The sequence below is a fragment of the Arthrobacter sp. TmtSoilC51 genome, assembly GCF_055388015.1.
The window spans coordinates 1,617,954-1,637,571 of record NZ_AP035877.1 but is presented as its reverse complement, the minus strand read 5'-3'; the positions used below and the strand labels follow the sequence as shown (position 1 = coordinate 1,637,571).

The following is a 19,618-nucleotide window of genomic DNA, read 5'->3' as shown; positions in this document are numbered from 1 at the left end:
TCAGATGGCCGAAAAAAAGTTTCATGTGCCGGCTATTCCTCCAGGCAGGCGATGGAATCCGGCCCCTCGGGCGATGCCGCACCATCCTCACGAACGATGATGGCTTGTATACAGATGGGCGGATCTTCCAGGCCCGACATAAACGCATTCGGCGTGTTGGTCGATTGGTAGGGCCCGTCCCCCTTGGCCGATTTGATCCTCCACTTGAAGGCATCGCCGGCTTTCGGCTGCGGGTTCTTCCATGTGAAGACGATGATGTTCCGGTCTTTGCTACTGCGCTCCGCGTGGAGCCCCTCCACGTCGGGAACACCGCCGTCGTCCAACGGGTCGGCGGGCTGCTTGCTCGCAGCCTCGCTTGGGAGCACTTTGGGCTGTGCCTGGGCACCCAGGACCACCCCGACTACGATCGCGACCACCAGAACAGCAGCGCCTGACACCGCGAGCCACAAATTACGTTTGCCATGGTCCGGAGGTGGCACGGCCTCGACGCCGGGTGCTTCGATGCTGTGGGAACGAGTAACGGTGGCGCCGAGATCGTCCTGCCGGCCGGAAGGCTGCCAGCCGCGAAGGACTGTGGACTCGGCGGGATCGGGATCCGAAATGCTTGGCGCGGGTGCCTGGAACCGGGGAGGAGCCGTGTGCACTTGAGCCGGCTGCGGGCTGTTTACCGGGATGGTGGACGGGAAGGTCCGTGCCGGGAATGTGGGAGCCGAGCCGGTGGTGGCTGTTCCCGAAGCGTCCGGATCGATCGAGGCGATGCTGCGGACGCGGGTTTCCTCGAAATTGTCGTCCGGGTGCTGCTCGTCTCCATGACCCGGTTCTTCGAGCACCTCGAAGGGCGTCACGGACAAATTCAGTTCGGTCTGTATTCGTTGCAAGGCCAGGGCAAAAGCATGGGCCGACGAGTAGCGGGACTCCGGGGACTTCGCCATGGACGTAGACAGGACGAGTTCCAGGGACTCCGGAACGTCGGCACGGCCGAGCCTGGGCAGCGGTGAGTTGGTGATGCGCGAGATCAGTTCCCGCTGCGAGTTGTCCTGGCCAGGAAGAACAAAAGGTGAGCGACCCGCAAGCAACGTATACAGGGTGGCGCCGAGGGCCCAAATATCCACGGGTACGCCGTCAACGGCCCCGCCGCGGAATTGCTCCGGTGGTGACCAAGGGATGGACATTCCGGCATCGTCCTCGGTATCGGCCCCAATGGTGCCGGAAATGCCGAAGTCGGTGAGGGCGGGACGGTTGTAGTCGGTGACCAGGATGTTGGCAGGCTTGATGTCACGGTGCACGATGCCTGCCCGGTGGGCGGTCTCGACGGCGGATGCCACCTGGATGCCGACAGCCAGGACCTCATCCACGCTGAAGCGCTGGCGGCGGTAGCGGACATCGAGGCTGGGCCGGGAGCAGTACTCCATGGCCAGGTAGGAGTGGCCGCCCTCCGTGATTTCGGCCTCGAAAATCGTCACGATATACGGGTGCGAAGACAACTGCGCCATCAGGTTCGCTTCGGACTCGAAGCGCCGGCGTGCGCCTTCTGTCTTCAAGTCGGACAACAGCACCTTGACGGCTACTTTACGGCGCGGCCTGTCCTGTTCGTACAGGTACACGTCAGAGAATCCACCGGAGCCCAACAGACTGACGTACTTGAAGCCGGGAATGGGTGGAGGCGGCGCAGGGGGCCTCGTGGAACTCAAAGAATCTCCTCGAAACGCAATGAAATGTCGTCGCCCAGTTCAGCGATGTCGCCGTCCAGAAGGATTGCCATCTCGTTTTGAGCGAGCCGCCGGGGTGCTTGGCCTTCCCGGATGAGCACCGTTCCGTTGGTCGCTTTAAGGTCGCACAGCATGACGTGCCAACCCTCCAGCCGGACCTCGACGTGTGAGCGGGAAATGTCCCCTCCCGGGCTTTCCACCTGGACCAGTCGCGGCATGGTGCCGCCTTGGACGCGGGACACTGAGGGCTGCCTCCCAATGATGAGCGACTGGTCCAAGTCGATCAGTTCACCCGTGGATAACCGCATCCTGCCCAAGCGGGGACGCGGGACCTGGAGGGAATCACCGGATAGCGCGAACCCACACATGGCGCACTGGGAGTACGTCGGAGGGTTGGCATGACCTTGGGAGCACACCCGTGCTAAAACGCTGGGACCGTTGCCGGCCGGGGCATCCTCGACCCGGGCATCCTGGTGTGCAGCTCCCGCTCCAGCACGCTGCGCGTCTGCGGTGATGCTGCTCTTCATAACCGTCTGACCGTCGTGATCGGCATCGGCATCGGCAGAGCCGCTGGTTTGTGCAGGAGCAGCCGAGTCAGCCCGCCCGTCATGTGCCGGGATCTCGGCAGGGCTGCGCTGCCAGGGAACGGAGTCGATCAGTGGACCTGGTACCGCAGGTTTTTCGGATGCCGGAGTTGGCGGCACTGGCGTATGGGGCATTGGAGTCTGCGCCACTGGGGTATGGGCGGCCGGGGCATCGTCATCACCGGATTCTTCATCCACCCGCACAGCCGCGTCTTCGATGTTCCGCATCACGGTTTTGTCCCATAGGTGGTCATAATTGGTGGTGCTTTCCAGCGAATGGCCTGCTTCAAGGGAAGGGCCTGCTTCCAGGGAAGGAAGTATGGGATCCGTAGTGCCGGTGTGGACAGGAACGCCCGGGGAATCCTCCGCGATTTCGGGATGTCCCGGCGCGATGGTGAGCCCTAAATCTGCGTCGGCATAGCCAATCATGGTTTCATCGGAAACCAAGGCCGGCCCGGCAATCTTCGCAGGAGTGGGTTGGAGCACCACGTCCAGCGACGCAAGCAGAACCACGCCCTCCCCCAGCGGCAAGCTGCCATCCGGCGTCGAGGTATTACCAGGGCTTGCTGGGCTTGCTGGTACGGAGGCGGATGGGGACCCCGGGCCTATCCGCAGGTTGTACGCATGGGCGGCGGTGAGACGGCGCTCCGTCCAGGTGGTGACGTCACGTCCAGACAGCAACTCTTCCCCGGCGGACATTTTCACAACGAGTTCAAGGTCGCCGCGAAGGAACACACGCAAAGCGTCCTTGGAGTCGATGATGCCAAAGGGCGGGATGCGGCTAAGGGAAACTCCGAAAGCCTCGGTCACTTCGTGGAGGACCTCGTGGGCTTCGGGGGCCGACGCGAGAAGCTCCCACACGGAATCGATCAAGGCCGGCGATGTGTCGGGACCCAACAGCACCACCGTGCCTTGACGGACGACGCCGAACCAGTCACCGCGCTGATACCGGGCGTGGGATGGGTTGTTATTTCTTTCCATCTACGCCTCCTCCTGATCCGTTCCCGTAACCCAGGCCCTGGGAAGGGTGTCCTCCTCAACGTCGGATTCGGTCTCTGGACGCGGCGCCGTTGTGGCGATGCCGGCGTCGTTAAGGACGTTCTTGGCGTCAACCACAATCACCGTGACGTTGTCCCGTCCGCCGCTGCGCAGGGCAGCCTGGATCAAGGCATCCACTGCGTCCTGCGGATGGGCCACGGTGCTAAGGATGCGGAACAGATGGTCATCCCCCAGTTCGCCGTTCAGCCCGTCCGAGCAGACCATGATCCGGTCCCCCTCCTGAATGGGGAGCAACCAGAAGTCTGCCTCGGTTTCGTCGCCGGTGCCCAAAGCGCGGGTGACCACATGCCTGCGGGGGTGAACGGCAGCTTGCTCGGCCGTGATGTCACCGGAGTCCACCAGCTCCTGGACTTCTGAATGGTCAACGCTGATCTGGGCGAACTGCCCCTGGCTCAGGCGATACGTCCGGGAATCCCCAATGTTCATGACCAGCCAGTACGGCAAACCCATTTGTTCCACCACAACAACGCCGGAGAGCGTGGTGCCCGCACGTGCCCCTGTGGCTTCGCGGATCCTGGCGTCCGCTTTCAACAAGCAATCCTGCAGGTCCGCTGCCGAAGCCGATCGGACCCCCGCAGCCAGGACCGGTGCACTGCCCAGGGTCCGGACACACATGCCACTGGCGATCTCGCCGGCTTCATGGCCACCCATGCCGTCGGCAACCGCGAAGACGGGATCTGAGGCTATGAAGGAATCCTCGTTGAGCTCGCGGCGCAGTCCGCGGTCCGTACCGTATCCGTAGCTGAGCTGAAAGGCGGATCCAGCGGTGTTGGAATCCGCATCGGCGGGGCTGGCCGGCTGTGAGTTCATGCTTGTCCTAGGTGGAAGGAACGGTCCCCGAAGTAAACGGTGGAACCGGGTCTGACGAAAACTGCTTCCCCCGGATGAAGCCGGGTTTGGAGGCCATCGGGCGTAGTGACAGCGCTGCCATTGGTGGAGTTGCGGTCTGTAACCCACACGCCATCGCCATCAACCCGCAGGTGCAAATGGGTTTTGGAGATGGACCTTCCGGGATCCGAAACGGCCACCAACTGCCCAGCAGCTTCCCCGGGCTGGGGTGCTGGATTGCGGCCAACAAGGACCGTTCCTCCAAGTTCCACGTCCTGGCCGTCGTCAACACGGATGCGGAGCACTGCCTGGGCCCGTGCAGTTCCAGGCCGCATCTGGGTCCGCTCGACGTCGTCGTCGGGGTGCGCGGAGGCCACAGGCGCCGGCTGCGGGTTGGAGACAGGCTGCGGGTTCGAGACAGGCTGCGGGTTGGAGACCGGCCGCGGGTTTGAGACAGGCTGCGGTGTGGACACGAACTGGGCAGCTGACATTGACGGGACCGGCGAGGCCACTGGCTGAACCGGCGGTAGCTCCACCGGGGCAAAGCTGTAGGGCCCCTGGATTCCTCCAGTAGCAACCGGGTTCCGGCCCGCGTGGACATCGAATACCAGGGACTTGGCCGCCATGTCATGCCAGCCACGTAGCTTGCCGTTCCTATCCCAGGCGTTGGAAACAACCACCAGGCAAGCCCAAACCACCCCGAGGATCATGAGCGGGAGCGCGATCCACAGGACCAGTCCCAGCAAGCCAAGGCCCAACAGCACAGCGCCGAGGATTGCCCCCAGTAAAAGAAGCCCGCCGGTGAGGATGCCTCGGACAAAAACTACGCCCCCGCCCGGCGCGTAGCCGTCGGCATCGGAACTCCGGATCCCCATCAGGTGATTACCGATGGTGTTTCCGGACCGGGCTTCGAGTCCCAGCAGTACAAACATGTAGAGCACTGTGACACCCAGGCCGATGCTCCCCAAGAGAACCAACAGTCCTGTGTCGTAGACGATAAAACCGTTCCGCCGCGTTTGGGTGATGCCGGCAATGCCAAGTGCGAAGGTGGTTGCAAGGACGGCAACAGGTCCCAACCAGTCCAGCACTGCAGCGCCGAGGCGTTTCCCCGCAGATGCCGGTACCAGTTCGAGCTGTGCAGTCATTGTGGTCCCTCCCCCTGGCCCCGGATGTGCTTTGGCAGCATCTGCATATCCCTGCTGCTGCATTGGTGGTGTCGTCGCCGGCACTACCGAGATACTACCGGGATCGGGCAGGCCTTGCCGGGCTGCGAAGTCCAAGGCCGCGGCCTGGGCACGGTTGACGTTGCGCTCCTTCCGGGCGCCACGATTGGCCAGCGGCGATCCGCAATGAGTGCAAAAGGCCGCGCCGGGGCGCACCGGGTGCTTGCAGGCCAGGCACAGCTCAGGTTCACTGCTCATCAATCCTGCCCTTCTTGAACGGGTTGCCCTTCTTGAACGGGTTGCCCTCCTTAAACAGCTTGCCCTTGGTGAATATGGCGCCCGCCGTGTCCCGGGGTGCCTGTTCCCGCTGGCCCAGCGCGGCCCTGCCATCGGAAAGCAGGGACCTCGGCGAGAACCGGGCCTGCTGCCGCTTCCAGAAACCAACGCTCCCTGCGATGTCCTCGAGCGAGGAATCCACGATCTCCCAGTACTCCTTGACTTCTTCCTCGCTGGGTTGCCCCGCGCCGAAAACTGCGGCGTCAGCCCTGTGTGCCAACATCGTGGTGGTAATTCCCGTGACCGGGAACGCATCCGCGATGACAGTAGCCGATTCACGCCGGGTCGACTTCGCGTCAATTGAGGCGCCCATGTCTGTGGCCAGGCTCAGCACCTCGTTCCACCCACCGCCAACCCGCTGGGCGGGGTGGCCATCACGGAAACGTGCCTTCCGGCGTCGTGATTTAAGCAGCAGGATCAGCAGCAGCGGCACGGCGAGAATCCCCACGGGAATCATGGCCACGCCGAGGGCTGCAAGCAATGGTCCCCAGAACAGCCACGGGTTGTCTTTCTTCTCATCGGCATCCAAGGCGTCCGGCGTGGAGTCCGGCGGCAGGTCCGCGGGCTCCTGAGGCGGGGGCGGCGGCTGCAGCACCTGCGGCTTGGGCTTGGACTTGTTCTCCGGGTCCGGCGGAATGGGCACGTTGTCCTTGGGCGGAGTGGGATCAAACGATACCCAGCCGACGCGGTCGAAGGCCACCTCCACCCAGGCGTGCACGTCCTTGCCTGTGATCTTGACGTCCCCGGCACCGTTTTCCGGGCTCTTGGGATCCGGATAGAACCCCATGACAACGCGAGAGGGGATGCCGAGGTGGCGCAGCATGAGTGACATCGCTACGGCGTACTGTTCGTCATCGCCCAGCATTTGCTTGGCGGAAAGCAGGCTGCGGACGCGCGCCGCGCTGTGTCCAGGAAGGCTCGGCAACTGGCCGTCAGCCACCAGGCCATTACTAAACGCCCCGCTCTTCTGGAAATGGGCTTCGATCTGCCGCACACGGTCGATGGCGGTGGGCGCGTCGGCCGAGAGCTCGTTGGCCTGGGAGGCGACGATCGGAGGCACTTCCTGGGCTTCGGGCAACGCGAGCTTGGCGAAGTCGTACTGCGTCAGCTGGCCGTGTTCGAGGGTCCCCGGATCAGAAACCTGGACTGTGTAATTGTCGCCCTTTGCCAGGCCCTTGGTGGTCACAGCCGTATCCGTGCCGGGGTTGAAGTACAGTCCGGACGCCGCCCCGGAGCTCTGCAGGAAGCTCATGCCCGTAGTGTGCCGGCCACCTGGGACAAAATAGCCCTGGTAGTCCTCGATGCTGATTTCCAGCGTGTAATTGGTTCCACCTACCGGGCTTCCCGTATCTGCCAGCGTGTTTAGCGAGCGGGCATCGCCCACCTTGCTGAAGTTGCCGGAGCTGTTGGGATCCATGGTGTAGTTCAGGCCGTTGAAGGCATCCAACGCCGCGAGTCGCACGCGTGCGTCCTTGGGCAGTCCCTTGACCGTGAACAGCGTCTGGTCCTTCTCGTCCTTGACGAAGTTCCGGAAGCTCGCCAACGGCGTGATGTAGTCGCGGGGGTCGAACGGCGGGACGATCGTGTTGCGCAGTACCTTCCGGTCATCGCCCGCCGTCACAAGGGGCGAAGCGACTGCGGTCATTCCGACGGCGGCGGCCACCACTGCGGCAGCAGTTCCCAGACGGCGAAGCTTCCCGCGGCGGGCCGCACCGGCGTCGAACTCCGGCCTGTTGGCGGAAACGGCTTTGGTGCTGCTTTGCCGGAGTGCGTCACGGCGGAACGTCGCCCAGACTATCGACACGATGGTCAGCGAAACCCCGCGCTCCACGTTGAGGAAACCGGCGCTGGTACTGAACGCGATGCCCGTAACGCAGAGGACCAGCACGGGCAGCAGCGGCCAATACGGGCTCTTCAGGCGCCAGGTCAACAAACCGGCAGCCAGCGCAGTGATCAGTGAACTCAGGAACGGCACTATGAGCATGCCGTTGGCTGTGCCCACCGGCACGCCGACCGTGAGCATATCCTTCCAGGCGAACACGACGCCCAGCAGCAAGGTCCTCAGCGATTCAAGGCTGGGCAGCACCCCGAGCACGGCTGAGTCTGGCACCGCCAGTGCCGAACCGAACAGCATGTAGGCACCGAAGCCCAGGGCGGTGGTGATCAGCAGTCCCAAACGAAGGTGCGCGTTAAGGATCGCGATGCCCAGTCCCAGGAAAACGCCACCCAGCCCTGCAATGAGGTACCGCGGGTCTCCCCCGAAGCTCAGGCTGAAGCCAAGCACGCCCAGGACCAGCAGGATCACCAAGGCGCCGCAGTCCACGGCAAAATGCCACAGCGGGCGGCCGTCGGCGAACACCGATCCCGGGTTCTTGGCCCGGGAACCCGGGCGCGGACGCACGCGAAGATTTGGTGTGGTGCTCATGCTGCCGCCTTTCTCAGCACGATTGCGAGGTCATCGAGGTCGCCAACGGTGAGGACGGTCAGGTCTGCAATGTTGGCCCTCGACGGCGCCGCTCCGGGTTGGACGCGCACGGCAAGGCTGCGAACACCAGGCGGAACGGACGCGGCCGCGGTGCGAAGCTGCGTAGCCGTGACGTGGCTGCCGACGACGAAGAACACCACCGAAGCGTTGGGAACGGTGTCTGAAAGGGTCCGGGCGAGATCGACGGCGGTCTTCCGGAGGGGTGCCCCCACAATCCGGGTCATGTCATCCAGCAGGTTACGGCCGGTTTCACAACGGAGCGGTCCCTTTTGGGTCAGGACGTCCAGCTCACGCTGTTCTTTGATAGCCTGGCGGCCGATTGAGGCGGCGACGGAAATGGCCATCTCGAACTCGCCATCCGAGTCGTATTCATCCGTATTGATGGACAGGGAAATGGCAAGGTGCGCCCGCCGGGTTTCCTCGAACTGGCGGACCATGAGCTTGTTGGTGCGGGCCGTCGTCTTCCAGTGGATGTGCCGGCGATCGTCACCAGGAACGTAATCGCGCAAGGCATGGAAGGACACGTCCGCGCTGGAAAGCTCCGTGGTGGGCATACCTTCAAGATCGCGGATGAAGCCTGCCGCCGAGCTCCCCAAGGATACGGTGCGGGGGTGGACGAACAGGTCTACCGGCTCAGTCCAGAGCACGCGCCGCCGCAGAAGATGGAGTGGATCCGCACGCACGGATCGTACGGGACCAACCACAATCACAGCACGCCGTGCCGTGGGAATGGTGAAAAGGTCTTCATGCATCTGGGCCGGCTTCATCCGGGGCAAGTGGAAGATGGCTGTCGCAGCACCCACCGGCAACTCCAAGGAGGCGGGCAACAATGGCCTTGCCGAAACGTTGGACACGGCGATGCTTCCCACGGCGTCGTCCCCCACAGCCACACGGGTCCGGGCCAGATCCAGGACCACGCCATACGCCGAGCGGCCCACGATGAAGCCCACGGCCAACACAAACAGCAAGAAAGCAACCATCGCGGCAGACTTCGCCTCCTGCCAACCCCAAGCCTGCCCGGCGATCCACAGCCCGATTGCCGCAGCCAGGACCACCCAGCCGAGCACGCTCACCACGGACAGGACGGGCCAGACGAAGCGAAGCCACAGCTCCCGCACCTTGGTCCATGCGGGTGCGAGCCACTCGCACGCTGTTCCCGCTGCTTCAGCCCACACAGCCGAGGGATTGAGTTTGCCAGGCTTCTGGATGCCGGGTTTTCGCTGCCAGGCACCGACGACTTTGTTAAGCGTTCGCACAGCCCTATGCGCTCGCGCGTTGCTGCGGGGCGGCGACATCGGCCAGGACACGCGTGAGCACAACCTCCGGTGTCGCGCCGGAGAATTCGGCCTCGGGATCCATCACCAAACGGTGCGTCCACACCACAGGGGCGAGTTCCTTGATGTCGTCCGGCAGCACAAAGTTGCGTCCCTGTCCGGCGGCCCAGACCTTCGCCGCGCGGACCATGGCCAAGGCACCACGGACGGAGACGCCCAGACGGGTCTCTGGAGCATTGCGCGTCTCTTCGCATAGCCGCGAAATGTACTCCAGCACTGCAGTGTCCACGTGGGTGGTGGCCGCGAGATCCGCCATATCCGCCACGGCTTGGGTGGTGATGATGGGCGTGAGGTCCTTGGAACGGTCCTTCAAGTTTGCCCCGCCCAGAAGCCGCACGGTAGAAGCGTGGTCCGGGTAGCCGATGGACGTCTTGATCAGGAACCGGTCCAGCTGGGCTTCGGGAAGCCGGTAGGTGCCTGCCTGTTCGATCGGGTTCTGCGTAGCCAGGACCATGAACGGACGGCCTGCTTCATACGTGGTGCCGTCCACGGTAACGCGTGACTCTTCCATGACCTCCAGCAACGCTGACTGCGTCTTCGGCGAAGCACGGTTGATTTCATCGGCAAGGACGATGTTGTTGAAGACGGGGCCCTTGTGGAACTCGAACTTCTGGGTCTTCTGGTCGTAGATGGTCACGCCCGTGACGTCCGAGGGCAGGAGGTCCGGCGTGAACTGGATGCGGTTGTGCGAGCCCTGGACCGTAGCAGCAAGTGCACGGGCCAAAGACGTCTTTCCAGTACCCGGAGCATCCTCAAAGAGCACGTGGCCTTCGGCCAGCATCGCCGTGAAGGTCAACCGGATGACGTGTTCCTTGCCCAGTATTGCCTGGCCCACGTTGGCAACGAGCTTCTGGAACGTCTCTGCAAACCACGCGGCCTGCTCGTTTGTCATGGTCATGGGTTGAGTCCTTTTCTTCGGGTGCTGTGTTGGGACGGGGTCAGCCGGCTTGATGCTGCCGTCAGCATCGGCCGACGTCCGGGCCGTTGATGTCGATGGTGGCGAGCTTGACGTACCACCCCGGGTGCGGCCCGTTTTCCATCCGGTACCACTTGTAATAGGACGGCGGGTTTGAAGTCTCACTGGAGCCGTAGATATTCATCCAGCACGCAGACGTGATCCAGCCATCGGAGTAGGACACCCAATTGGTGTCACTGCTTCCGCACTTGGCGTCACCGCCGACGTTGCTGTAACGATCAGGAACCCCGGGCTTGCCCGGGCAGCTGTTGTTGTCTGAACGCTTCACTCGAACAGTGGTGACCGGTGGCGTGGGATCGTTTCCGGAGGTCGATTGGGCGCTGCCCGCAGGACCGGGGTTGATCGTCACGGCCCGGACCCTCAGGGTTCGGGTGTTGTTCCAGCCACCGCCTGGGGCGTCGTAGTTCGTCGCCTTGCCGACGCCGCTCCAGCCGCCGCCGTCCAGACTGACTTCGTAGTGGTCCAAGGGCCTGCCGTTCATGTTCGGCGCGGTCCACGACCAGTGCACCTGGGGGTCGCCGACGCCGGACTTGCCGCCGTTCACGTTCGGGGCACCGGGATCGCCATAGGGATTTCCGGTTCCGATCGCTTTGGCGTCACCGGACATGTTGTTCTTCACGGAGCTCGCGATGATGTTGACCACCACGTCCTGGCCGTTGGGTTGGCCACCAATTTCGCCGCCACCCCGCCCGATGGGCCCGGAACCGTATGCCGTCTGCCAGCGGTACTGGATTTCACCGTCCTGCGAGCCATTGCGCTCGGCGGCCGTCAGGGGCGTGAACGTCACCCTCAGCTGCCCGCTGTTGCCTGTGGGGGCAACTGATCCGCTGCCCACCGTGCCTGGCTTGCCTGCCGCGCGGATCGCGGCCGACTGCTGGCTCACGCCGCTCACTCCGGCTTTGTTGGTGGCCGAGACCGTGAACGTGTAATCCGCTTCGGCATTACTCACTGTCACGTTTTGGGACGTTGCGGCCACTGCCTGCGAACCAACGACGGCGCCACCCCGGTAAGTGGTCAGCGTGTACGCAGACACGGGGTCACCGTTGTTGTTGGGAGCTGCCCAGCTCACCTTCAACTGACTCTGGCTACCAACCGATCCGGCGCCGGACACAGACGGAGCAGCCGGCGTGGCCGGTACTCCCGCTGGCGTTTCCGCGGCCGAGTAGGGGCTCCATTCGGACGGCTCCTTGGCATCGTTCCTGGCCAGGACCCGGATCTTGTAGGCAACGCCGTTCGTCAATCCCTTCCAGACGTAACTGGCGCCCGTGAGGTTCTGGATCTGGGCATTCTGGCCCGCAGGAGCAGGCGAAATCTCCAGGTCGTAAGACTTGATCGGGGACCCCTTGCTGGCTGGCGGAACCCACGCCACGGACAGTTGCTTGTCGCCGAACGTGAGCGTGGGGGCCGCTGGCGTGTCAGGCTTGACGTCGGGCCGGACTTCCGCGGACAGCGGCGAGCGCTCGGACTCATTGATGGCATTGGTCGCCGTTACCGCAAAGTGGTACTTCACGTTGTTGGTCAAGCCAGTCAGGGTGCAGGTGTTGGCAGGGCAGTCCTGTTTGTATCCACCTTCGCCGTACACCGTGTACTTGGTAATCGGCGAGCCGCGGTCCGCCGGAGCATTCCACGTCAGCAGGGCTGTCTCGTCTCCCACGCTTTGCGCCAAGGGCGTTGTGGGAGGAGCAGGCTTGTCCTTCACCGTGAGCCGGATGCGGGCAGTGGCGTAGCGTGAGGCCTCGCCGGTCTTGTCCTCCACCGTGTAGGCAACCACCATGGTGCCCGTAAAGCCTGATGAGGGCGTCACAGTCACATCGCCGTTGCTGAATTCAGCGCTGCCCTGGCCAGTTTCGGTGATGGCCGAGACGATCTTCAGCGGCGTATCCGGGAACGGGTTCGAATCGTTCGCCAGTACATTCGCGGTCACGGGCTTCCCCGATTGAGCGTCCGGCTCTACGTCATCATTGGCCACTGGCTTGGGGCGGTTTGAGGCCGTCAAGGAGAGCTTGAAGGTTGCCACCGCCTCCAGGCCGCGGCGGTCCTTGGCCTTGACCTGGACGGTGCCACTCTGCCCGATCCTCGCGGAATCGTCAGCCGAAACCTTGAGCGTCTTTCCGTCGATGTTCACTTTGAAGCCTGCCGGTGCGGCACCGACGATTTCATAGTTCATGTTCTGGACGTCGTCAGCATCCGGATCCGAGGTGAGTTTTTCCAGGTCGGTGCTGACGGAATCGCTCTTGGGAACATCCACCGCGCTGCCCAGCAGCACAGGCGGGTTGTTCTTGTTGGGGTCCGGAAGCACCTTGGTACGGATACTTAGTGTCGATTTCAGGCCGTTGGGGTCGTCCGGACCCGTGCCATCGGTGACCTCGAAACTGACGGAGCCCGGACCCACATACTCCGGACCGGCCGTGTACTTGATGGCTGTCCCGCCATTGGCCACGGGGTCGCTGCCGTCTGCGCCGATCAGTTTGATGCGGTCTGTCTGGGTCAGGCGCGGCGAGCGTCCATCGCGGACTTTCACCCATTCGCGCAAGTCCACGGTGACGGACTGCCCGGAGATCAGTTCAACTACCTCGTCCTTGGCCAGGGTTGGCACCTGCTGGCCGACGCCCGGAACCCAGATGATCGCTGTCGACTTCTGGCCGTCCACGTCTTCCACCGTGTAGGGCACCAATTGGGGCTGCTCCGTGAGTTCAACGATGACGTTGCCCTCGGAACCTGGCCGGGCGGTCTCTACGTCCGTGCTGATCTTGAGGTTCTCTCCCACGCCGTCAGGATCTTCATCATTTTTCAGAACAGGAACATCCACGGCTGTCTTGCCCAGCGTTTGTGCCGACGTCACGCGGTCGTCGCGCGCGATCGGGGCCTGCAGCGGGACGTCGTTCTTGACGATGACGCGGATGCTGGCCTGGCCAACTGCGTCCCGGTCGTCAGCCACGGAGTAACGGACGTTGACCGTGCCCTCCGCCGCCGGAGCAGTGAGCAGGATGCGCCCGCTGGTCTGGCTGACGTGTGCGTCCAGGGCCTCATCGGCCTCAATGCTGTCCGTCATGATGCGGATCGGGTCGCCATCAGGATCAGTGTCGTTCGCCGTAGCGTCAACGGCAATCTGGCGGCCCGGCCGGACCTTGACTTCGTCGTCCACGGGCGTCGGCTTCTGGTTGTCTTCCCCACGCGGCGCCACGCCAATAGTGACAGTGCCGGTGTTGACCGCCCCTTGGCGATCGATCACCTTGTACCGGAACGTGTCGGTTCCCGCACCGTCCCCTGCGGCGACGAAGTCGATGAAGTTGCTTCCCGCGGTCGCAGTTCCCATGGTGGGTGTACTGTCGATGCCGGTGAGCTGGACCGAATCGCCGTCGGGATCGATGCCGTCAAGCGGCACCGGGATGCGGACGCTGCCGCCGGCAACCACGCGGGCCGTCAGGTTCTGCGGTTGCGGGCGCGAATTTTGGGCGCCTTCCAACGGCAGGATGTGGATGGTCACCGCGGCGGCGCTCTTCTGCCCCTGCGGATCCACGGCGTTGTAAATGGCACGCACCGTCTTGGGCGTGGGGCCGGCGATGAAGCGCAGGGTGTTTTCCGAGACAAAAGCATGGCCATCGGCTTCCGCTATGTTCTGCGCCAGGACCGGATCCACGGAGAGCTCTTCGCCCTGCGGGTGTGTGTCATTGTCCAGGACAGGAATAGTGACGACGTCGTTAACACGGACGTTCACGTCGTCGGGTTTCGGCTGCGGAGCCTCCACGACGGCGGGGGCAGGCACCGGGACAACGCCCACCGTTCCAGTGGCCGACTTATGGCCGTTGGACATCGTGTAGCTGAAGACGAAGGGCTCCTTGGCGCCCAAGACGTCCGTGATGCGCAGGACGCTGTGGTCAATCACACTGACCGAGGCCGTTGAGCCCTCAGGGACAGTAACGGATTGCAGCACCAGCACGCCGCCGGAAGGGTCGGAGTCATTGGCGAGCGGATCCACGAGGACGCTCCCACCTACGGGCAGAAGCGCGACGTCGTGAACGGCAACCGGCGCGCCGGCATCCTTGCCGGACTCGACGTCCACCCTGATGAGGCCCTGGCTGCTTTGCGGGCCGTTGCTCGCAATGTAGGTCAAGTAGACCGGACCAGGAGTGTTGCTGCGGAAAGTGAACGATCCGCCGTCGGTCACTGCGCCCAGCTCGACCTGGCCCGCAGCCTCCACGTGGGCCACGCGCAGGGCGCCTCCGTTGGGGTCGACGTCGTTCTTCAACGGAGAGATCACCAAGTCCTGGCCAACCACCGCTGTTACGTGGTCCGCGTTGACAACAGGCGCAAGCGCCCCCGGCGGCTGCACGTTGATGACCACACGACCAGTGGTAGTTGCCCGCCCGTCCCACACGGTGATGGTGACGTTCTTCTTGCCGGGGGCAGCACCGGAATCCTGGTACGTGAGCAAGCCATCGCGGCGGACCTTGACCTGGTCCTGGTCGTTGTCTGCTTTGGCGTCCAGCAGGACGAGGTCGTCGCCGTCGGGGTCCATCCAGTCGGTCAGGATGTTCTGGCTGACGGACTTTCCCTGTTCCACCAGCATGGTGGTGGGCTCAGCCCTCTTGAAAACAGGAGGCTTGTTCTCCTCCGGTCCAACCACATGCAGGGTGACCTTGCCGCCTGCTGACAAGCCCCGACCATCGGAGGCGTTGTAGTCGAAGACCTCGGTGCCTGGCTTGGCTTCGGCCGGCACCTTGATTTGGAAAGCTGAGCCGCCGTAGATGTTTTCCAGCGCGCCCGCCTTGGGGCCGTTGGCACCGGCCGCTGCGGTGAGGACATCGCCGTCGGGGTCTGAGTCGTTGTCCAGGACACTCAGGATGGAGGTCCGGCCGGGCCTGACGCCAAACTCATCTGGTTTGGTCTCGGGCGCACGGTTGGGCTTGGTGCGGTCCGGGAGCACGTTGATGGTGTTGTTGTCCGCGGATTCCTGGTCCTGGTCATCGGATTGGTTCTTGGGCGGGACAACATCGTCCCAATTGTTGACGAGCTGCATGTTCTGGTTGACCAACCACACGCTGCCGGAATTGATGTCGTTGAGCACCACAAGGTCTCGGTTCACGCGGAAGACGTAGCTGGGAGACGCGCTGGCCTTGGGGACGTCGTTCTTCTTGTCGTCGGCGTCGTTCTCGCAATCACGGATGTACTTGTTGGCGCCGGCCCACGCGGCATGGGTGCACTTGCTGACCTGCACCGGGGCTGCCGGAACGCCCTCCCCATCTACGTTCACCGTGGCAGCGGTTGAACCGTCCAACGGCTGCTTCAGGAGTGCTTTCCGCGTCGCGATTGCCACGTAGCCACTGTCTTCGCTGCTCTGCTGGAGTTTGGCTTCCCGTGCGTCCTGTAGCTGGAGTTTGCGCCCACCAGGAAGGAAGAGGTTTCCGGAGCCGGCATCCAGCACTACCGGTTTGTCGCCCACGACGGCAATCTGCAGATCACCGGCGCCCTTGAGCTCGTCCACCTTGGCTACTTCCGACGCCGCCCGCTCGCCGTTGGCGTCCACGGTGGTGATGGTGATTTCGCCCTTGCCCGGGTCCGCAGTGTAAATGCGGTTGTCCCGTCCCACAGCCGACACCATGTTCTGGGAGCCCGTGAGCACGGGTTCGCTGGATTCTTCATCGAAGCCGTTCACGGTGGATGGCGAAAGGGCCCACACCTTCCCGCGGGCGGGGTCGGTAACTGACAGCACACTGGAGCCGTAGCTGACTTGCGAGGATGAGGGCAGCTGCTTGTCGCCACCCAACTTCAGGTTCGCCGCAGAGACCTGGTTGATAGTGGAGCCAGACTCGTCGTCAACAAAGACGTTGCCGTCATGCTGCAGGACATCGAACGTGGTGGTTGCCGGCGTCACAGCCCCATCAAGCACGCGCGAGGGATAGTTCAACCGTCCCACGGCGTTCTTGGTCTTACTCACGACCCACACGCCGCCGTCGTTCAAATCGACCTCAGCCGTCTTGAACCCCGGATAGAGCACTGCGCCCGCCACCAGCAAAGCGCCAGCCGCGGTCACAGCAGTTGCAGATACGAGTTTCCTGTTTCGACGCTTTTTCAGCCCCAGCTTGCCGAAGAAAGATGTCACAGCCCCAAAATTCCCTTTGTTGTACAGCCGCCCTTAAGCGGCCTCCAGGCCACCCGGCATGTGCCGGCAGCCACGCATTCCGCAGTACCCCCATACGGCGGCGGAATTTTCAGTCCCTAAGACTATCCCACGCACCGCATGAGTAGCCAAGGGAACCCGAGATTGGACTCTCCGTTGGCTTCGTCAGCCTACGGCCTTTCCCGGGAAGGTGCGATGGGGACAACTCCCCGCATCACTCCATTAGAGTAGCTGGTTTATCCATCGATTTGCGAATCTTACGGACAGGCGCTTTTCACTGAAAACGAGCGCTATCCAGTGAGGAAGTGAGAGAGCGTTGCCCAAAAACCCGCAGGATGTGAGAGAACGTTTAGTCCAGCACCAAACCCTTGCCGCGGCCGCGGGCGAGCATCACTGGGTGGATCTCACCGAAGCCCCGGACATTCTCGGACTTCTGCGGGACCAGCACGAAGCGTTCGTCCTGACCGAGTGCAGCAGCGGTCATCGCATCCACCAGGACCGTCCCAGGTTGGGCCAAGGTAGTCAGCCGCGCCGCAAGGTTCACGGTGGGGCCGTAGATGTCGCCGAGGCGGGACAGGATGCGACCCCACACCATGGACACGCGCGCCTGTGGAAGGATCTCGTCTTCCGTAAAGGCTTGCGCCAAAGCCAGGGAGATTTCCGCGCCAGCCGCCGGTGTCTCGGCGATGTAGAGGACTTCGTCGCCCACAGTCTTCACCAGGCGTCCGCCGCCCACAGAAATGATCTCGGCGCATTTGTTCTCGAAGCGCTGCACCATTTGGGCCAGGGTTTTCTCGTTCATGCGCCGGGAAAGGCTGGTGTAGGAAACGAGGTCCGCGAATCCCACGGCACGGGCCAGGGGCAACGGGGAATCGTCTTCGTCCCCTTCGCGGCCTTCCTCGCTCGCTTGCAGCCCCGCTTCGGCGCGAACGGCAAGCCGCTGGACACCTGCGTTGAGCTGCCGGCGATAGGAGTAGACCAGGATCTCCTCCAGGGAATCCACAAGGGCCGGCAGCTGGCCCACCAGTTGCTTGCGGGCCACGGCATCCGGAATGCCCTGCTCCTGGACCATGTCTTCAACCAGGGCCTCGATCTGCCAGACCACCATGCGGTCCGTCATCTGGCCGATGGAGCGGGTAACGGATATCGCGGCTTCCTCGGTCAGGATTCCCGCACGGACAAGGTCAAGAATGGTGGACAACGCAGCCTGGTCGCGTTCGGTAAACGCGACGTCGTCGTCGCCGAAGTTGGGGAAGCCCAAAGCCCGCCACAACTTCCGTGCGGAAAGAATGGAGACGCCGGCACCGGCCGCAACTTCACGACGGCGAAGCTTGCGTTCGCCGCCAAGCAGCCTCGCCTCGAGCGCTTTGATGGCCAGGCGCTCTGCCGACATCACGCCGGCCGGCGGGCCGGTAGTCGCGGTCGCCTGGACGGGCGCTGGTTCCGTGTCCTCGTCCACTGAAGGTTCGGGTACGGCGTCGAACTCCTCGTCCAGGTCCTCGCCGGACTGCTGATCCTCAACGCTCATCTCTTCCACCTTCTCTCAATTCCCACGGCAACTCATCAAAGTCCTGCAGGACTTCACCCTCAAAAATCCCACCCTTGGGCAGTTCATCCATGGCGTCAAGAATGAAGCCCCTGAATTTTCCAACCTCCGGTACGTCCGTCAAGACAGCTTCGCCGGAGGGCCCGGTATCCAAGGATATATTCCCGGAGTGCAATGTCCGCTGCAGCAGGTTCTGGTGGACTCCCACGCTGCGGACCGCCATCAATGACACCTGCCAGTCGCCCCGGCGAAACATTCCATATTTGGCAATTATCCTGCGGCTGGTCAGGATGAACCTGACTGAGCGCCATTTCAACACACGCTTCACGCTGTAAGCCACCAGCACCAGCCCTGCCAGGACCACACACGCACCCACAAGCCATGGCGTCCATTCCACTGTAATGAACGGGGCAAGCCGCTGCGGATTTCCTTTGATGATCCACGCACACGCGTAGGCTGCCACGGCAGGAACCAGGATGAAGGCCAGCGTTGGAAAGAACAGCGAGCGGGCCTGTTGACGCGTAATGGTGATGACCTGCTCCCCCGGAAGCAGCTCTTTACGCATAACCGCTTTCCGTGGCGCGCAGATGGACCACATCACCAGCCGTCACCACATGTTCCCGGCCGCCATGGTCCACCACCAGAAGCGATCCATGCTCGTCCAGTCGGGAAGCGTGCCCCACAACCTCGTGATCACCGGGCAGGTGCGCCCGCACCTCGCGTCCCAGGGTGACCATTGCCGACTCAACCCTCTTATGCAGCGATGGCCCGCCCACCAAGCCTGCAGCGGGATCGCCCTCTGAGTTGCAGAAGCTGCGGTACAGCCTTGTAAACCGGGAAAGGTAGCTTTTCAGCAGCGCGGTGCGGTCCGTCGTCGTGGCCCCTTCCAAGGCCAAAGACGTTGCGGTAGGTACCGGCAATTCATCCTGTGACAGCGAGACGTTCAGGCCAACGCCCAGGATCACTGCTGGGACCGATCCGTCACCCATCGGCGTCATTTGCGCCAGGATTCCTGCGACCTTGCGCCCATTGACCAGGACGTCATTGGGCCACTTGATCTCTGCTGTAACGCCAGCCGTTTCCTGCAATGCTTCGCGCAGGGCAACGGCGGCAAGCAGTGAGAGCCACGAGTAACTCTGCGTCGGCACAGGCATGCCTTCGGCTGTGACGGGCCGCAGCACCATCGACACGGAAACAGCGGAGCGCTCCGGCGATTCCCAGTGCCTGTCCAGCCGTCCACGTGCCGCCGTCTGGTGTTCGGCGGTCAACACAGCAAGGTCAGCCCATTTTTTTGGCTCCACAGTTACGGCGCGTACCAAGTCCTGGTTGGTGGATCCGGTGGACTCGACAATATTCAGTTGGGAAATACCGGTTGCCGACAGGAAATCGGGCTGGAGCAGCGCGTCATGGTCCAATGATGGCCGGTGTTGCCCGGGGACTAGGGATTCTCTGTTGGCAGGCTGTTCGGCATCCATAG

Annotated in this window: 11 protein-coding genes; all 11 read right to left on the bottom strand. The window is 63.1% G+C overall.

From position 1 onward, the window contains the following. Positions 1-32 precede the first annotated feature (32 nt). A complete protein-coding gene (locus tag ACZ5G6_RS07455) occupies positions 33-1,691 on the bottom strand; it encodes a serine/threonine-protein kinase (protein ID WP_498690506.1) in 1,659 nt (552 codons plus the stop codon). Beyond that, positions 1,688-3,274, bottom strand: coding sequence for an FHA domain-containing protein (locus ACZ5G6_RS07450; RefSeq protein ID WP_498690504.1), 1,587 nt, complete (start codon positions 3,272-3,274; stop codon positions 1,688-1,690). The genes ACZ5G6_RS07455 and ACZ5G6_RS07450 overlap by 4 nt, the downstream gene beginning before the upstream one ends. Next, a complete protein-coding gene (locus tag ACZ5G6_RS07445; protein ID WP_498690501.1) occupies positions 3,275-4,162 on the bottom strand; it encodes a PP2C family protein-serine/threonine phosphatase in 888 nt (295 codons plus the stop codon). It lies immediately after the preceding gene. After that, positions 4,159-5,601, bottom strand: coding sequence for an RDD family protein (locus ACZ5G6_RS07440; protein WP_498690499.1), 1,443 nt, complete (start codon positions 5,599-5,601; stop codon positions 4,159-4,161). Before ACZ5G6_RS07440 ends, ACZ5G6_RS07445 begins: the two co-directional genes overlap by 4 nt. Beyond that, complete coding sequence (locus tag ACZ5G6_RS07435) at positions 5,591-8,104, bottom strand: transglutaminase TgpA family protein (RefSeq protein ID WP_498690497.1); 2,514 nt, start codon at positions 8,102-8,104, stop codon at positions 5,591-5,593. The genes ACZ5G6_RS07440 and ACZ5G6_RS07435 overlap by 11 nt, the downstream gene beginning before the upstream one ends. After that, complete coding sequence (locus ACZ5G6_RS07430; RefSeq protein WP_498691798.1) at positions 8,101-9,372, bottom strand: DUF58 domain-containing protein; 1,272 nt, start codon at positions 9,370-9,372, stop codon at positions 8,101-8,103. The genes ACZ5G6_RS07435 and ACZ5G6_RS07430 overlap by 4 nt, the downstream gene beginning before the upstream one ends. Before the next feature lie 52 nt (positions 9,373-9,424). Further along, positions 9,425-10,396: an AAA family ATPase gene (locus ACZ5G6_RS07425; RefSeq protein WP_223936428.1), complete on the bottom strand. Its 972-nt coding sequence runs from the start codon at positions 10,394-10,396 to the stop codon at positions 9,425-9,427. Between the two features lie 61 nt (positions 10,397-10,457). After that, positions 10,458-16,577, bottom strand: a complete 6,120-nt coding sequence (locus tag ACZ5G6_RS07420; RefSeq protein ID WP_498690493.1) for an Ig-like domain-containing protein — start codon at positions 16,575-16,577, stop codon at positions 10,458-10,460. Positions 16,578-16,944: 367 nt separating this feature from the next. Continuing rightward, positions 16,945-18,123 (bottom strand): adenylate/guanylate cyclase domain-containing protein, encoded by a 1,179-nt coding sequence (locus ACZ5G6_RS07415; RefSeq protein WP_498690491.1) that lies wholly within the window; start codon positions 18,121-18,123, stop codon positions 16,945-16,947. Continuing rightward, a complete protein-coding gene (locus tag ACZ5G6_RS07410) occupies positions 18,113-18,706 on the bottom strand; it encodes a PH domain-containing protein (protein ID WP_498690489.1) in 594 nt (197 codons plus the stop codon). The genes ACZ5G6_RS07415 and ACZ5G6_RS07410 overlap by 11 nt, the downstream gene beginning before the upstream one ends. Beyond that, complete coding sequence (locus tag ACZ5G6_RS07405) at positions 18,699-19,616, bottom strand: biotin--[acetyl-CoA-carboxylase] ligase (RefSeq protein ID WP_223936424.1); 918 nt, start codon at positions 19,614-19,616, stop codon at positions 18,699-18,701. Before ACZ5G6_RS07405 ends, ACZ5G6_RS07410 begins: the two co-directional genes overlap by 8 nt. Positions 19,617-19,618: the final 2 nt, after the last annotated feature.

Excerpts from the sequence above, each read along its gene's own strand:
- ACZ5G6_RS07405 (WP_223936424.1), bottom strand. The coding sequence starts at position 19,616 with ATGGATGCCGAACAGCCTGCCAACAGAGAATCCCTAGTCCCCGGGCAA.
- ACZ5G6_RS07440 (WP_498690499.1), bottom strand. The coding sequence starts at position 5,601 with ATGAGCAGTGAACCTGAGCTGTGCCTGGCCTGCAAGCACCCGGTGCGC.
- ACZ5G6_RS07425 (WP_223936428.1), bottom strand. The coding sequence starts at position 10,396 with ATGACCATGACAAACGAGCAGGCCGCGTGGTTTGCAGAGACGTTCCAG.
- ACZ5G6_RS07445 (WP_498690501.1), bottom strand. The coding sequence starts at position 4,162 with ATGAACTCACAGCCGGCCAGCCCCGCCGATGCGGATTCCAACACCGCT.
- ACZ5G6_RS07415 (WP_498690491.1), bottom strand. The coding sequence starts at position 18,123 with ATGAGCGTTGAGGATCAGCAGTCCGGCGAGGACCTGGACGAGGAGTTC.
- ACZ5G6_RS07450 (WP_498690504.1), bottom strand. The coding sequence starts at position 3,274 with ATGGAAAGAAATAACAACCCATCCCACGCCCGGTATCAGCGCGGTGAC.
- ACZ5G6_RS07435 (WP_498690497.1), bottom strand. The coding sequence starts at position 8,104 with ATGAGCACCACACCAAATCTTCGCGTGCGTCCGCGCCCGGGTTCCCGG.
- ACZ5G6_RS07410 (WP_498690489.1), bottom strand. The coding sequence starts at position 18,706 with ATGCGTAAAGAGCTGCTTCCGGGGGAGCAGGTCATCACCATTACGCGT.